Origin of the sequence: Facklamia hominis CCUG 36813 (assembly GCF_000301035.1) — a bacterium.
GTDB classification, from domain to species: Bacteria; Bacillota; Bacilli; order Lactobacillales; family Aerococcaceae; genus Facklamia; species Facklamia hominis.
On sequence record NZ_JH932292.1, the window covers coordinates 50,751 to 67,016 of the forward strand.

Annotated in this window: 14 protein-coding genes; 7 read left to right on the top strand and 7 right to left on the bottom strand. The window is 37.2% G+C overall.

All coding sequences use genetic code 11. From position 1 onward, the window contains the following. Window positions 1–5 precede the first annotated feature (5 nt). From HMPREF9706_RS00325 to HMPREF9706_RS00335, 3 genes are all read left to right on the top strand, one after another. Window positions 6–1,103 (top strand): uroporphyrinogen decarboxylase family protein, encoded by a 1,098-nt coding sequence (locus HMPREF9706_RS00325; RefSeq protein ID WP_006907340.1) that lies wholly within the window; start codon window positions 6–8, stop codon window positions 1,101–1,103. 129 nt (window positions 1,104–1,232) lie between these two features. Continuing rightward, window positions 1,233–1,436, top strand: coding sequence for a cold-shock protein (locus HMPREF9706_RS00330; protein WP_006907341.1), 204 nt, complete (start codon window positions 1,233–1,235; stop codon window positions 1,434–1,436). Between the two features lie 65 nt (window positions 1,437–1,501). Next, the gene (locus HMPREF9706_RS00335) at window positions 1,502–2,164 is read left to right on the top strand and encodes a YggS family pyridoxal phosphate-dependent enzyme (RefSeq protein ID WP_006907342.1); all 663 of its coding nucleotides are present in this window, start codon (window positions 1,502–1,504) and stop codon (window positions 2,162–2,164) included. Window positions 2,165–2,239: 75 nt separating this feature from the next. Here the strand turns inward: HMPREF9706_RS00335 and glgP are convergent, their stop codons facing one another. The 5 genes from glgP to HMPREF9706_RS00360 form a co-directional block, all read right to left on the bottom strand. Continuing rightward, on the bottom strand, window positions 2,240–4,510 hold the full coding sequence (gene glgP, locus HMPREF9706_RS00340) for a glycogen/starch/alpha-glucan family phosphorylase (protein WP_006907343.1): 2,271 nt from the start codon (window positions 4,508–4,510) through the stop codon (window positions 2,240–2,242). 11 nt (window positions 4,511–4,521) lie between these two features. Next, window positions 4,522–6,030, bottom strand: coding sequence for a 4-alpha-glucanotransferase (gene malQ, locus HMPREF9706_RS00345; RefSeq protein ID WP_269208120.1), 1,509 nt, complete (start codon window positions 6,028–6,030; stop codon window positions 4,522–4,524). A 116-nt stretch (window positions 6,031–6,146) separates the two neighbouring features. Next, window positions 6,147–7,175, bottom strand: a complete 1,029-nt coding sequence (locus HMPREF9706_RS00350) for a BMP family lipoprotein (protein ID WP_006907345.1) — start codon at window positions 7,173–7,175, stop codon at window positions 6,147–6,149. A gap of 158 nt (window positions 7,176–7,333) precedes the next feature. After that, on the bottom strand, window positions 7,334–8,248 hold the full coding sequence (locus HMPREF9706_RS00355; RefSeq protein ID WP_006907346.1) for a pseudouridine-5'-phosphate glycosidase: 915 nt from the start codon (window positions 8,246–8,248) through the stop codon (window positions 7,334–7,336). 14 nt (window positions 8,249–8,262) lie between these two features. Next, window positions 8,263–9,231, bottom strand: a complete 969-nt coding sequence (locus HMPREF9706_RS00360; protein WP_006907347.1) for a carbohydrate kinase family protein — start codon at window positions 9,229–9,231, stop codon at window positions 8,263–8,265. 222 nt (window positions 9,232–9,453) lie between these two features. Here HMPREF9706_RS00360 and HMPREF9706_RS00365 point away from each other — a divergent pair, with 222 nt between their 5' ends. From HMPREF9706_RS00365 to HMPREF9706_RS00380, 4 genes are all read left to right on the top strand, one after another. Further along, on the top strand, window positions 9,454–10,641 hold the full coding sequence (locus HMPREF9706_RS00365; RefSeq protein ID WP_006907348.1) for a glycine C-acetyltransferase: 1,188 nt from the start codon (window positions 9,454–9,456) through the stop codon (window positions 10,639–10,641). Window positions 10,642–10,673: 32 nt separating this feature from the next. After that, the gene (locus HMPREF9706_RS00370) at window positions 10,674–11,633 is read left to right on the top strand and encodes an L-threonine 3-dehydrogenase (protein WP_006907349.1); all 960 of its coding nucleotides are present in this window, start codon (window positions 10,674–10,676) and stop codon (window positions 11,631–11,633) included. Between the two features lie 234 nt (window positions 11,634–11,867). Then, window positions 11,868–13,076: a hypothetical protein gene (locus HMPREF9706_RS00375; RefSeq protein ID WP_006907350.1), complete on the top strand. Its 1,209-nt coding sequence runs from the start codon at window positions 11,868–11,870 to the stop codon at window positions 13,074–13,076. Between the two features lie 126 nt (window positions 13,077–13,202). Then, window positions 13,203–14,486, top strand: a complete 1,284-nt coding sequence (locus HMPREF9706_RS00380; RefSeq protein ID WP_006907351.1) for an MFS transporter — start codon at window positions 13,203–13,205, stop codon at window positions 14,484–14,486. A 235-nt stretch (window positions 14,487–14,721) separates the two neighbouring features. Here HMPREF9706_RS00380 and HMPREF9706_RS00385 read toward each other — a convergent pair whose 3' ends face one another. Both HMPREF9706_RS00385 and HMPREF9706_RS00390 read right to left on the bottom strand, forming a co-directional pair. Continuing rightward, entirely contained in the window at window positions 14,722–15,489 is a 768-nt protein-coding gene (locus HMPREF9706_RS00385; protein ID WP_006907352.1) for an ABC transporter permease, read from the bottom strand. Window positions 15,490–15,501: 12 nt separating this feature from the next. Beyond that, the gene (locus HMPREF9706_RS00390; RefSeq protein WP_006907353.1) at window positions 15,502–16,149 is read right to left on the bottom strand and encodes an ABC transporter ATP-binding protein; all 648 of its coding nucleotides are present in this window, start codon (window positions 16,147–16,149) and stop codon (window positions 15,502–15,504) included. Between the last annotated feature and the right edge of the window lie 117 nt (window positions 16,150–16,266).

Consider the following 16,266-nt stretch of genomic DNA (forward strand, 5'->3'; position numbering starts at 1 on the left):
ATAATATGGAAAAGTTAAAAAAACATTACTATGATAAAATGACGCCGGTTGAGCGTTTGACTGCGATTAATGCTGGTCAAGAATTTGATCGTTTGCCAGCGGTGCTCTTCATCCCAGATTTGAAAGCAAAATTAATTAATTGTAGTATTAGAGATTTGTATTTTGATAAAGAAAAAATCATTCAGGCAGAACAAGCGGCTTATGACCGGTTTGGAAGTGATGCTATATTTTTAGGGCCTAACTCTAAAGGAATTGCGACTGCATTTGGTACCAAAATTGATTACCCTTTGGATACTTTGCCACAAATTACCCACTACCCTTTAAGTTCATATGATGATTTGAATCAAGTCGAAGCTGAAAAAGTTCTCTCTTGTGAACGAATATTATTCTTTAAAGAGGTTCTTAAGGATATCGGGTCAAGAGCCAGTGGGGTTGTGCCATTTTATTCATACTTAGGCGGAACAGTGACAGTGGCATCCTACTTAAGAGGGATTGAGGTCCTACTTAAAGATATGCGAAAAAATAAAGAGCAAGTTCAGGAATTATTGCAAAGGGTGTTGAAAAGTCAAAAGTTGATTGTAGATAGTTATTGTGAAATTCCAGGTATTCGTTTTGCGATTGCAGATCCGGTTGCTTCGGGGTCTCTTATGTCACCAAGGTTTTTTAAAGAATTTGCAATGCCTTGTTTGATAGAACTGTGTCATTATATTAAGCAAAAATCTGGTCATGGTCCTTTGCTTCATATGTGTGGTAAAATGGAAAAAGTATGGCCGGAGATTAAGGAGCTTCCTTTAGATACTTTCTCCATTGATAATGCTTCGAGTATGGAAGAGGCCATCGATTTTTTTAGAGAAGAATTTTCGATTACCGGAAATGTTCCACCCGTTGATGTGATGTATGAGGGGACGGCTGAAATGATTGATCAATCGGTAAAACAATGTGTAGATGCTAGTAAGTCGAATCCTAGGAAATTACGTCTTGCTTTTGGCTGCGATATGCCATACTTAGCACCGGTGGAGAATATTGATTACTTTATGCAAGCGGTTCGAAAACATGCCTCTATGGAATCCATTATTAAGTCGACTAAAAGAGTTGACTTTTAACCATTTTGAGGGTACTATATAAGGGTAGAAAGTTTAAATATTTAAAGAGTATCATTTTGAATGAATCCTTTTTTTATTTTAAGTTTTATCTGCAATATTTTAGCGTAATCGCGTAAGGAGGATTTCATTATGAATAATGGAACAGTTAAATGGTTTAATGCAGAAAAAGGTTTTGGCTTTATTGCTCAAGAATCTGGTGATGATGTTTTTGTACATTTCTCAGCAATTAATGCAGATGGCTTTAAGACCTTAGAAGAAGGTCAAAAAGTTACTTTTGACGTTGAAGAAGGCGATCGTGGTCTTCAAGCTTCGAACGTTTCTGTTGTAGAATAATTCAATGATTTATCAAGCCAGGAATGCCTGGCTTTTTTTATTGCAACAAGGAGGGAGATTATCAAATGAATCAGACTGTACTAGCAAATAATCTTCAAAGAGTCAGTGACCAGGTCTCAAAATATTCTGGTCATTTATTAGCTGTGACCAAGTTCGTTGATAAGGATGTTACGCGTGCTCTTTTCGAATTAGGAGTTAGGGAGATGGCGGAGAATCGTCCAGAACCTTTTCTAAAAAAATTAGAAGAACTGTCGGATATTAAAGATCAGATTACTTGGCACTTTATTGGTCATTTACAGACGCGTCAAGTTAAAAAGGTTATTCATAATATCGATTACCTTCATTCTTTAGATCGTGTTTCACTTGCCAAGGAGATTCAAAAAAGAGCAATATGTCCTTTGAAGTGTTTTCTACAAGTAAATGTTTCAGGGGAAGCTAGCAAAGGAGGCTTTCAACCGGATCAGGTTTTGGATGTGATTAATAATTTGGCCAATTATGATAAGATTATTATCGTTGGTTTAATGACGATGGCTCCGATTGATGCGACGGATTATGAACTACATGATTATTTTAAGGAATTAAGGTTATTACAAGAAAAGATTGAATCATTAGAATTAAAGCAAGCACCTTGTCACGAATTGAGTATGGGAATGTCACGTGATTATTTGATTGCCTTAGAGGAAGGCGCTAGCTATGTCCGTATAGGGACGGCTCTTTATCAGGATTAGTTTAAATGGAGTACTAAAAACTTCCAATAAAGGATCTAAAAGTGATGCCTTTATTGGAAGCTTTTTTTCTAAATATTAATGATTGAGTTTCCATATCTCACGATTATAATCTGCCACAGTACGATCAGATGAGAAGAAGCCAGATTTGGAGATATTAACAATGGTTTTACTGTACCACGATTCAAAATCTTCGTAGTCAGATAGCATCTGTTCTTTGACTTTAATATAATCTTCTAAATCTAAAAGTGTCATAAAATAATCTTTATGGATAAGCTCATGATGAAGTCTTTCGAGACGCTCTGCATTGCCAAAATACATCATGCCATGGGATACAATAAAATCAACTAGTGGACGAATGTTTTCTTTTTGATAATAGTCTTCTGCATGATAGGCATTTTTATTATAAAGCTCTATCACATCTTGACTATGTTTGCCAAACAAATAGATATTTTCGGATCCAACCAAGTCCGCAATTTCAACATTAGCGCCATCCGAGGTACCCAATGTGAGGGCGCCATTGACCATGAGTTTCATATTTCCAGTACCGGAAGCTTCTTTAGAGGCGAGTGAAATTTGCTCCGAGATATCTGCTGCTGGAATCAAATACGAAGCGCTGGTAACATTATAGTTTTCAATCATAACTACTTTGAGATGAGGAGATACCTCGTCATCTAATCGAATTAACTGGGAGAGTGTCAAAATAAGATGAATAATATCTTGGGCAATTGTATATGCAGGAGCTGCCTTTCCCCCGAAGAGCACAGTGATTGGAGTCGCCGGTATATTTCCTGCTTTAATTTCTAAATATTTATGAATGACCCATAGTGCGTTCAGTTGTTGACGTTTATATTCATGAATTCGTTTAATTTGAACATCCATTATCGAGTGTTCATCAATAGTGATATCCATGATTTCCATTAGATATCGTTTTAGCTTGACTTTATTTAGGAATTTAATGGCTCTTAACTTATTTCGCGTACGGGCCTCGTCTTTATATGCAAGGAAGTTAGAAAGATCTGCAGTATCCTTCCAATCTGTCCCAATCTTCACATCAAGAAAACTGGCTAGACTTTGATTAATATCCATCAGCCAACGTCGGAAGGTAATACCGTTTGTAATATTATGAAATTTATTCGGATATATTTCGTAAAAATCAGATAAAGTCGTGTTTTTAAGAATATCTGTATGTAATTGGGCAACACCATTAACTGAATAGCCAAAGTGAAGTGCTAGATGTGCCATATGAACTTGGTCGTAGTCGTCAATAATCCAGGTTGATGGACTTGCTGGATATTTTTGGCAAATATAGTTATGGAGTTGGCGAATAATTTGAGCAATCTCTGGGATGACCTGATCCAAATCTGACATTGGCCAAGTTTCTAAGGCTTCAGTTAAAATAGTATGATTGGTAAAGGCGACGATCTGAGTAACAATATTGATGGACTCGGAGAAGTCCACCCCTTCTATCATTAATAGACGCATTAGTTCAGGAATAACAAAAGCGGGATGGGTATCATTGATATGGATTAAGGCATAATCCATTAAGTCGTGTAAGTTAGACCCTTTTTGTTTAGCTTCGTGAATAATGAGTTGGGCGCCATTGGACACCATAAAATATTGTTGATAGACGCGTAAAAGACGACCTTCATGGGTTGAATCATCTGGATATAGAAAGAGAGTGAGATTGCGCTTGATATCCGTTTTATCGAAATCGATCGAGTTTTCCTTAATGATATCTGATTCAACAGAGTCTAGATCGAATAGTCGAAGCCGGTTGCGTGTATTTTGTTGGTAACCTAATATATCAATTTCATAAAGTGTTGATTTAAGAGTGAAATCTTTAAAGGGGACATCGAAACGAAGTTCACCAGCATTTAACCAAGATTGGCCTTCAAGCCATTGATCAGGAAGAGATACTTGTTGATTATTGATAAACTTTTGACGAAATAATCCAAAATGGTAGTTAAGACCGATTCCATCGGCGTTAATTCCTAGTTTAGTCATTGAGTCAAGGAGGCAAGCCGCTAGACGCCCTAAGCCACCATTACCGAGTGAGGGCTCATTTTCGTAAGATTCAATCGCCATCAAGTCTTTTCCGTTGGCAATTAGTTCATCTCGGGTTTGTTTATGTATTCCTAAATTTAAAAGATTATTGGATAAGAGCTTTCCGATTAAGAATTCAGCTGAGAAGTAATAGAGCTTTTTTTGTTGATCGTGATCATTTGTTGGTAAATTATGACTTTTTTCTTTGACCATGTTAAATAGTACATCATAGATTTCTCTATCTGAACAATCGCTAACTTTTTTTCTAAAACGAGTTTTTGTATAAGCTTCTAATGAAGTCATAGGTAGCTCCTTTATGGGTTATTTTTTTCATTATAGCGGAAATAGGTGGCGGTTAAATCAATGAGAGGTTTTTTAATAGATTCATAGACTCTTGCATCAGTGATACGCCAACGCCAGTTATTTCCAAGTGTTGATGGCGTATTGATGCGAGCCTCATTGCTTAATTCTAATAAATCAGCCATGGAATAAATAGCAAGCTTGCTTGGTGAAGCTGCAATTCCCCGGTTCATAGCCCAGGAGATTGATTCATCTGGCCCTTTGTTGAGATAGGAGCTTGCTTGCAGACTGTGAAAATAGTTAGTTGGATTTTGAGCCCAACCGAGTGCTGTTTCATTATCATGGGTACCTACATAAGCAACAGAATTCGCTTGATAAGCATGAGGTAAATGATCATTATCAGCTTGACCTGAAAAAGCAAATTGTAAGACATACATAATAGGAAAGTTTGTTTTTTGAATGAGTCTCTGAAGTTGTGCGCTTTGGACACCTAAATTTTCTGCAATGATAGGGCAAGGACCTAGCTCTTTTTTAAGGTGATTAAAAAAGTCCCATCCTGGCCCTTTTATCCATTGGCCGAGTCTAGCATCAGACTCGGTGCCTTGGTAAGGGATTCGCCAGTATGCCTCAAATCCTCTAAAATGATCAATTCTTAAATAATCATAGAGTTCTAGTGAAAAGCGAAGCCGGTCAAACCACCATTGGTATCCTGTCTTTTGATGGTAATCCCAATTGTAAACTGGATTTCCCCAAATTTGTCCTAATTCTGAAAAATAGTCAGGTGGTGTTCCTGCAATATATTGGAGTTTCTTTTGATCATTTAGTTGAAAAAGTTGAGGAATTGTCCATACATCAACCGAGTCTTCGGCTACATATAATGGAATATCACCAATTATTTGAATATGCTTCTTATTGGCATAATTTTTTACTTGTTGCCATTGTTTGAAGAAGAAGTATTGGCAGACTTTGTGGTAATTGATATTAGCCGTTAGTTTTTTACGGTATTCATTGAGTGTGTTCGGTTGGCGAACACGAATTGCTTCGGGCCAATTCTGCCATGACTGTCCCTGAAATGCTTCTTTAAGTGCCATAAATAAACTATAGTCTTCAAGCCACTCTGATTTCTCAATAAAAAGATCATAATCCGAATCGGGCTTCTTTAAAAAATTATTGACAGCTATCTTAAGTATTTGAGGACGTGTCTGATAAAGCATATGGTAATCAATGGAATCATTGGACGGATCACAGGCGTAGGATTGATAGTCTTCTAAATTAAGATAGCCTTCAAAAGCAAGTTGGTCAAAATCAATAAAGTAAGGATTTCCCGCTTGGGCAGAGAAAGATTGATAGGGAGAGTCACCGTAACTCGTTGGTGTTAAGGGGAGGATCTGCCAATATGATTGGCCCGTCTCCACTAAAAAATCGATGAAATCGTAAGCCGATCGTCCAAAAGTTCCAATGCCATAGTTGGATGGAAGTGAGAAGATGGGTAATAAAATGCCACTGGCTCTTTTCATAGACAAATTCCTCCTAAGATAATTAGCTTTATTATAAAGTAAAAGCTAGATAAGACCAAATAAATATTACATGATTCCATAAAAAAAGCCAGCAGACAGTGTCTGCTGGAATAGAAGATGGCTTATTCAGGTTTTTCTGGCACTTCGATTTCACCATCAATAATTTTTTGGCGATATTCTTCAACGGCTTTCTTGACTTCATCACTCAATTGATCAGTGGTTAAGTCAACACCTCCGTCTGCTAATCCAAGAGTTTGAGTTCCTGCTTTAAATCCATTAGCAGCTGTTTCTTCCGTAAATTTCTTAACTGATTCACCAACCTGTTTAAGGGTAGAGGCTAATGTTAAGTGACGTTCTTCACCATCAATTTCTACTAATCCTTCAGCATCTTGATCTAGGTCGACCCCAATCACATATAATTCAAGAGAAGGATCGTTTGATACACGGTCTTTTGCTTCGGAGAAGACACCTTGTCCAGTACCACCTGAAGCGTGATAAATAATATCCACGTTGTCCGAATACATAGCAGCAGCTAGCTGTTTACCTTTAGGAGCATCGGCAAAGTGACCAGCATATTCAACTGAGATTTCAATTTCTGGATCTACAGCTTTCACACCGGCTACAAAACCAGCCTCAAAACGGTCAATAACTTCGGATTCAACACCACCTATAAAGCCAACATGTTTAGTTTTTGTGGTCATAGCAGCAGCGACACCTGCTAGGAATGCGGCTTCGTTATCTTTAAAAGTAATTGAAGCAACGTTGTCTTTTTCGACAATGGAGTCGACAATTACAAAGTTCGTTTCAGGATGTTGTCCAGCAGCTTCATCGATAGCTGGTTGGAGTTTATATCCAATTCCGAATAATAAATTAAAGCCACCTTGAACAGCAGTGTTAATATTCGTTACATAGTCTGAGTCAGATTTTGATTCAAGGTAGTCGAAACCATCAACACCTTTTTCTTTGCCATTTTCTTCTCCCCATTTGCTTAAGCCTTCCCAGGCAGATTGGTTAAATGACTTATCGTCCACACCACCAACATCTGTAATAACGATAGGCTTAACCTCATCTTGAGCTGCAACGCTGAGTGAAGGTAGTCCAGCACTAGCCAACGTTAAAGCCGCGAGAGAAAGAGTGATTCCTTTACGCATATTCATACCTCCATAGATTTAATTGATACATTAAATATACAGATTCATCAGGTATAAAGCAAGCGGTTTCTGTTAGTACACTAGTTTCTTTTTATTATGTTCGTAAAATAAGGACCTTGATGATTTTTTCAACAAGGTCCTTGGGAGTGAGAAGAGGGTTATTTAGTTTGATAGGCTAAAGCAATTTCTGCACCAAGTTTTGCATTGTTATAGACTAATTGGATATTACTATCTAAGGAACGTCCCTCTGTTAATTCAACAATTCGTGCTAGAAGGAAGGGTGTAGATTCTTTTCCTTTAATTCCAGCTGCTTCTTCATCAGCAATGGCTTGATCAATAATTTTTTCAATTTCTTCATTAGGAATTTCGAATTCTTTTGGAATAGGGTTAGTGACCAATAAACCTCCCTTAAGTCCTAGAGTATCTGAGACTTTCATCCGTTTTGCAATCTCTTCCGGTGAGTTAGCTCTAGAAACGAGCTTGTAGGATGAAGTGGATGAGAAGAAGGCAGGTAAATAGTCGGTTTGGTAACCTACAACTGGAACGCCTTTTGTTTCAAGGTATTCTAAGGTGCGAGGTAAATCTAAAATGGCTTTTGCTCCCGCACATACGACAGTTACCGGTGTTTGAGCGAGCTCTTCGAGGTCTGCAGAGACATCCATATGGTCTTGATATCCACGATGAACGCCACCAATTCCTCCAGTAACAAAAACTTTGATACCCGCTAAGTGAGCACCAATCATGGTAGTCGTTACTGTGGTCGCACCTATCTTTTTATCTGCAATCACTTCTGCTAGGTCACGTCTAGATACTTTTACAACATCTTTGGCAGTAGCTAAGGTCTCGAGGTCTTCTTTTTCTAAACCAATTTTAAATTTGCCGTCTATAATAGCAATTGTTGCAGGAACAGCACCAGCTTGACGAATAATCGATTCTGTCTTTTCTGCCATTTCCACATTTTTTGGATAAGGCATTCCATGTGAGATAATAGTAGATTCTAAAGCTACGATGGCTTTTCCTTGGTCAAGAGCTTCTTGAACTTCTTTTGATAAAGATAATAATGGATGTAACATTGTTTGATCTCCTTTTAATAAAATAGTGTCTGAACGTCCTGTTTAAGTTGCAAAGGGGAGAGGTCTGGGCGCACAGTTTGTGAAGCAGCGACTGTATAATAGGCATTTGCCATGGCATATTTAAGGCATTCCTCTTGAGGCATGCTTTGACTAATACCATAAATTAATCCGGCAGAGAAAGAATCTCCAGCACCTGTAACATCCACCACATGCGGATTTTGTGGTGGTTGATAAAAGATCGATCCTATTTTTTTTGAACAATATAGACAAGGACGCCCACCTCGAGTCAGGATAACTTGTTCAATTCCTAAATCTAACCATGATTGTCCCAAGTAGGAAAGATCATGGTCAGAATGAACTTCATGATTAAAGAAACTTTCTGATTCATCTTGGTTGACAATTAGCCAAGATACTCCTTCCAAGTCAGTAGGCATGTGTGCCATTTTGGGGCCAGATACTGGTATTAGGATCAAAGGGATTTGCTTGATTCTACAAAGTTCAATTAGAGCCTCAATCCCTGACTGTTGGAGATTTAAATCTGCCACCACCATTTCAGCGGTTGTCAGTTGATCTTGGTGACGCTGAATCCACTGATCGTTCATTTGTTTGCAGACTGCCATATCTGCAAATGCAAAGGTCATTTCTCCTTGATCATCTAATACAGCTGTATAAGATGAAGTATTATGGTCTGGTAACAAATCGATATGTGATAGGTCCATATAGGAATGACTCGCTAAATAAATGGACTGGTAGTCCGCATCATCTCCCGCAATGGACAATAAAGAGACTTGTTGATTAAGCCGACCAAGATTTTCAGCGATATTTCGTCCTACGCCACCGCATGAATTAATCGCATTAACTGGATTGGAAGTACCGTATTTTAGTGGAGTATCCAAATGGTACTTGCGATCGATATTCATTCCTCCTACACAGTAGATTGAGCGTGATCGAATATTTAAAGAATCTGTAATAATAAGCCTCACACCTTTCCTTGCTTAATTATAAGGACGATAGTTTCATTATAATCAAAAAATGGCTAACTAGCTATCCTTTCATTCATAAATATTTTGAACTTGGCTGTAATTGTGAGAATAAGCTAAGAAAATGACAACAAGATTTTTTTTGGTTAAGAAATTGATCAAAATAATTGCTTTTAACATGGAAGCGTTTTATAATACGGTTATTAAGATTAAGGAGGAATTGTTGTGGTACAAACTCTATCTGAATTTTTAACAGAAGCAATCGCGGAAAAGAAAGCTAAGAATCTTTATAATGAAATCGAGCCCTTAGAATCAGCTAATGGGCCAATTATTAAGATTGCTGGTCAAGATTTAATTAATCTTTCTTCAAATAATTATTTAGGATTAGCAACTTCAGATCGTCTAAAAGAAGCAGCTAAAAAAAACATCGATGAATACGGTGTTGGTGCAGGGGCGGTTCGTACCATTAACGGTACTTTATCCGTTCATAGCGAATTGGAAAAGAAAATTGCTGAATTTAAACATACAGAAGCAGCTATTGCTTTCCAATCTGGCTTTAATTGTAATATGGGGGCTATCTCAGCTATTATGAATCGCGACGATGCGATTCTTTCGGATCAATTGAATCATGCTTCAATTATCGATGGCTGTCGTTTATCCAGAGCTAAAATTATTCCCGTTAAACATCAAGATATGGATGATTTACGAGCTAAAGCAAAAGAAGCGACAGAATCTGGTTTATATAAAAAAGTAATGTATATTACTGATGGTGTTTTTTCTATGGATGGAGATGTTGCTAAGATTCCTGAAATTGTGGAAATTGCTCAAGAATATCATTTAATCACTTATGTGGATGATGCTCATGGCTCTGGGGTGATGGGTCAAGGAGCTGGAACAGTTAAACACTTTGGTCTATCTGATAAAATTGATCTACAAATTGGTACATTGTCTAAAGCCATTGGTGTAGTTGGAGGTTATGTAGCGGGTAGTCAACAAATGGTTGATTGGTTGAAAGTTGCCGCTAGACCTTTCTTATTCTCAACTTCTTTAACACCGGGTGCTGCTAAAGCTGCGACTGAAGCTTTGACCATGTTGATGGAATCGACTGAATTGAATGAAAAATTATGGGAAAATGGTCGCTATCTCAAAGATAAACTTAAAGAATTAGGCTTTAATATTGGTAACTCTGAAACACCCATCACGCCATGTATTATTGGAGATGAAGGGATTGCTCAAGAATTTTCTGCAAGGTTAAGAGAAGAAGGAGTTTATGCTAAATCGATTGTATTCCCAACAGTACCGTTAGGAACAGGTCGGATTCGTAACATGCCAACGGCTGCTCATACTAAAGAAATGTTAGATCAAGCAATTGCTGCCTATGAAAAAGTTGGTAAAGAACTTGGGGTTATTTAACAGTTAGCCAAGGGAATATAAGGAGATTATTTATGAAACGAATTATTGTTACAGGTGCCTTGGGTCAGATTGGATCCGAACTAGTGGGCAAACTATCCGAGATCTATGGTAGCGAAAATGTGATCCCAACTGATATCCGTAAGGATGAAACGATGCAGGTGTGCCAGAATCCAAATTTTGAGATTGTAGATGTCACCGATTTTGATCGATTACTAGAAGTGAGTAAAAAATATGAAGTAGATACCATGATTCATCTAGCGGCTTTATTATCTGCCGTAGCTGAAGCTAAACCAAATTTAGCATGGAATATTAATATGGGGGGCTTAGTGAACGCCCTAGAAGTAGCTAGGGAATTGGATCTCCAATTCTTTACTCCTTCTTCAATTGGAGCGTTTGGACCGACTACCCCTAAAGATCAAACACCTCAAGATACGCTTCAAAGACCTTCAACAATGTATGGTGTTACCAAGGTATCCGGTGAGCTTTTATGTGACTATTACCATCATAAGTATGGCCTTGATACCCGCGGAGTTCGTTTCCCAGGATTAATTTCCTATGTGACACCTCCTGGTGGCGGAACTACAGACTATGCGGTGGATATCTACTATCAAGCGATCAAAGAGGGTAAGTATACTTCCTTTATTGATCGTGGGACGAAGATGGATATGATGTATATGCCAGATGCTTTGCAGGCCATTGTTGATCTAATGGAGGCAGATGAAAGTAAGCTTATTCATCGGAATGCCTTTAATATTTCAGCAATGTCTTTTGAACCAGAAGAAATTGCCGCCTCGATTAAAAAATATATGCCTGAATTTGAGATGGATTACAAAGTCGATCCAGTACGACAGGCAATCGCTGATTCATGGCCCAACTCTTTGGATATTTCTGCGGCTCAAAATGAATGGGGTTTTAAATCAGAATATGACTTAGATAAGATGACCAAAGATATGTTGGAAAAATTACGTGTAAAGCTAAATGATGCTAAATAATGGTATGGTTTGTAGAAAATAGGGGATTTTCCCCTATTTTTTGTTTTATATTGAGTAAATAGTGAAGAATTTTAGAAAATAAGCAGATATTTTAAAGAACACAATTACCTACAAAAAGGGTTTAACCTTTGATGGGCTAGAGTTGTAATCGCTTAATTTAACAAAACATTCGATTGGTGTTTTTTTGTAAAAGGGAGTAAGCTAAAACTAGCTTATAAAAAGGAGCGATAAATTATGAAAAAAACTTTAAAGAAATTAACGATTATCTCAATGAGTGCCTTAACAATAGCAGGTACGGTTCCAAGCTTAGCAGTTTTTGCCCAAGAAGGTGAAAGTGAAGCATCTAGTTCTGAACTCATTGATAGTATGACAGATGAAGAAAATCTACCTTCCTCACTGTTACAAAATTCATTAGAAGATTTACTAGAAAAATTTGCATCCGAAAATCCTAAAGCAACTATTGAAAAAATTGTTGTTAAACCTTTGGATAAGGAAGATCTAGCTGATGTTGTTAGTGATAAAGTAGAAGATATTATTGATGAAGCATCAAAAGAATTAGATGAAGAATCGAGCGAATCAGAAGTAAGCAGTTCGGAAGAAACGAATTTGACTGATGAGGCAGCAGATTCACAAGAAACAGTTTCTGATGGAGAAGCTGGCGATGAAAATGACCTCTATCAAATTGCTTTTCTAGCTAAAGATGGCGAAGGAAAAGCTTTTGTAAAATCTTATCAAAGCGACAATCTATCTCCGCTACCAGAAAAGGTAACTGAAAAATTAACGACACTCTTGGAAGATGGACAGTCCGAGCTTGGATCTGCTATAGAAGCAGCTTCTGAAAAAGTCGATGAAGCAATGGATTCATCCAGCGAGGAAGCAGATGCGGGTGAAACATCAAGCGAAGCAGAGCCAGAAGAGCAAGAAGGAATTCAAGAATCCTCATTAGCAGCTTTTGATGAAATTAAGAATAAAGCAGAAGAAATCGCTAGTTACGGTCAAGCCAGAGAGTTTATTTACTCTGTTAATCCAGAGACAATGACGACTGAAGTATTGGTTAAAGTCTACGAAAATCCACAAGAACCTGAATCCGGTCGTCAAGCAGAAATTACTTTGGATGCGATGAGTCTTGAAGTTATTAAAGCAGAAGGTGATTTACCTGAAACTAGCGAGCAAGCTGAGGGTAGTCAAGCGGTTGAAGAGCACTCCCAAGAAGCTGCTGCAAGTTCAGAAAAAAGCACCGAACCAAGCGAGGAAAAATCAAGTAAAAAAGAGGCTGAATCTAAAGTAGTAGATGAAAAGAAGGACGAAAGTTCAAAAGAAGAGGCTAAGTCTGACGATAAAAAAGAAGAAAGCAAAGATTCTGAAAAAGCATCAGAAGAAAAAACTGCTAATTCTAAAGAAGAAAGCAAAATGGATGATAGTAAAAAAGATGAAAAGAAATAATTAAGATTGTAAAATATCTGATGGAGAGGGCATGGAATATTTCATGCCCTCTCTTTTATTATTCTTGCTTTTTTCTTAGAAAACAGTTATATTTTATGAGTCAAAAAAAAGTTAAGGAGTGATAATATGACACATGAACGTTCCCAAATTACAAATGAACAACGTTCAAAAATGAAGCGCTATGCATGGCAGTCTTATACTATTTTGGCTGTTATCTATTTGTTTGTAGCGTTTCATAGAAATAGCCCTGGCGTTTTAAAAGGTCCAATTCAGGAGACTTTCAATGCCAATACTCAAGAGTTTGCTTTGGTTACATCGTTTTTCTTTTATCCCTATTTATTGATGCAATTGCCAGCAGGTATTTTGACCGATAAGTTTGGTCCAAAACGGATTATTTTATTTTTCACTAGTATTACTGCCATTGGGTCCTTATTATTTGGATTTTCTTCGACCATAACAATGACCTATTTAGCTAGAGCAATGGTGGGACTTGGAGTGTCGACAATCTTTATTGGATTAATTAAAATTCAAAGCACTTGGTTCCCTTCAAGTAAACAAGCATTTATGATTGGTGTAACAGGAATTGCAGCTAATTTGGGTGCTTTGTGTGCTCAAACACCATTGGTATGGCTGTCCGAAGCCTTAGGTTGGAGAATGACTTTTATTGCGCTCGGTGTGATCACTGCGATTTTTGTCTTATTAGTAGCACTACTAGTTAAAGAAAAACCAAGTGATGTTGGTTTGCCAAGCATGGCTGAATTAGAAGGACGTGTGGTTAACCGCCAGCCTGTAAAAGTTTCTCAAGGATTAAAATCTGTCTTAAGTAATCGAAATACATGGTTAGCTGCCTTTGTCTTTCTTGGCTTGTATACGGGTTATATTGTATTGTTTGGGGCTTTTGGATCAGCCTTTATCCAAGAGTTTTACCAAGTTGAATTAAGTCAAGCTTCAGCTTACTTGATGATAGCGACAGTTGGTGCCCTTGTAGCTGGTTTAGTGATTGGAACGGTTTCGGATTCTTTAAAGAAACGTAAGCTTCCGATTATTGTTTTTATGCTATTAACTTTAGTAGCATGGGTGGTATTTGTATACGTTAAGTTACCTATTTCATTATTGATGGTATTAATGTTTGTCTTAGGATTTGTGATGTCAGCCTTTGTTTTATGTTGGACGATTGCGAATGAAACGAATGACCCACGCTTTGCTGGGATTTCCTCTGCCGTTGTTAATACTATTGGTTATTTGGGATCAGCGGTTGCTCCTTCAGTAATGGCGAATATTATTGATAATCAACCGGGACATCATGGCTATCAACAAGCCTTCTTAGTGATTATTGTGTTGATTGCGATAGGAACAGTTTTATCCTTCTTTTTACCAGAAACAAATGCAGAAAATATTTCTGGACATTAATATACAATTTAAAGAAAGCCTCGTCAGTATTTTGCTGACGAGGCTTTTTATGGATATAAAAATATCTTAACAATATAATTGTATGTAAATTGTGACGTTTGATAAGTCTTGATAAGTAAAAAAGAATAACGCCTATTTTGAGAAAAGCAGTGTTTGATGATTCAGAAATAAAATATAAGCCTAGTAACTCAAGTACATATTTTTTTTAGAACTAAAATAGATTTCACAGTCTTCTTTATTTTAGGATTAATTGATAGCGTTCATTGAAGTATGACCGACAGGCCAAGCTACTGGATAAGAAAGTAGTTATGGAAATAGTTCCTATTACAATGAAGGAAATCATTATTTGATACATGATCGCTTGAATTGGATTAATTCCCGCTAAGATTAAGCCTGACATCATACCTGGAAGTGTAACAATCCCAGTTGTTTTAATACTATCAATGCTGGGAAGCATACCATTCTTGATGGCCATTTTTTTTACTGTTTGACTAGCCTGTGTTGGTGTGGCACCTAGAGCTAACATCTCAATGATCTCTTTGGATTGATCTATGAATGTTTGATTGAGATTGGAAAAAATGAGGGAAACGCCCATCATTGCTTGACCAGCAATCATACCTGCAATGGGGATAACTTGACTAGGAATGAACTGTAAGCTTTTGGATAGTATAAGAATCATTAAAACGATAATCATGGAAACGCTAATGGAGAATAAAGCGATTAAAAATGGATGAGGGATGGATTTTCCGTGTCCAGCTGCATTCCAAGAAGCATTAAAAATAATGATGGTAATGGAAGCCAGTGTGATATATAAATTGTTAATTTGAAAAACTGTGTCTAGAATATACCCAACAGCTAGCAGCTGAATGATGACTCGGATAACAGCAATTGTAATATCTTTTGTTAAGTCAAGATTATTTTTTTTAGAAATAATGTAAGCAATAATAACAATCGAGAAACTTAAGATTAAAGCTAATGGGGTAACCTGTAGATTTTGACTCATAATATCTCCTTTCTAATTATCAAAGGTTTCAAGTGTGACGGTATGGTCACTGTATTGATGATCTTCGTTTGAATGCGAGACGATTAACATACTACATTGTGTCTGATTTTTAAAATTCATGAGCAATTGCCAAAGTTTTCCTCGATTTTCTTCATCCAGAGCAGCAGTGACTTCATCTAAAAGTAAAATTTGAGGTGGAAAGAAAAGATGACGTATTAACCCCACTCTTTGTCGTTCACCACCAGAAAGGTCATGAATTTCTGCATGAAGTTGGTCCTTAGTTAATCCAAGTTGTATTAAAAATTGAGAGGCTTTTTCTGCATCAAATTTTTTTTGGCGAATTCTAAAAGGAAAGGCTAGATTATCATAAACAGATTCTCCAAACAATTGAGGATTTTGACTAACATAGGAGATAGATTGCCGCAATTGAACTGGGGGATATTGGTTAACTTCTTTATCCAAATAATAGCAGTGGCCATCAATGATAATGTCACCTGTATTAAGTTGGACCAGAGATTTTAGTAGGGTTGATTTACCGGATCCGGAAGGTCCTTTGATCGAGACAATTTGATCGGATTGAAGCTCAAAGTTAATAGGTTTAAAAAGTCTTCTCTCTGGAATTGAGACACTGTAGTCTTTTAATTTAAGTAGTGTAGCCATAACATCCTCCTTATTTAGAATTAATATTAATTATACTGTTTATATGCTATTAAATCAAATTGGCAACGTTGATTTTTCTGTATATAGTTAAAGAAGGTTGTACCCAGGGTTGCAACC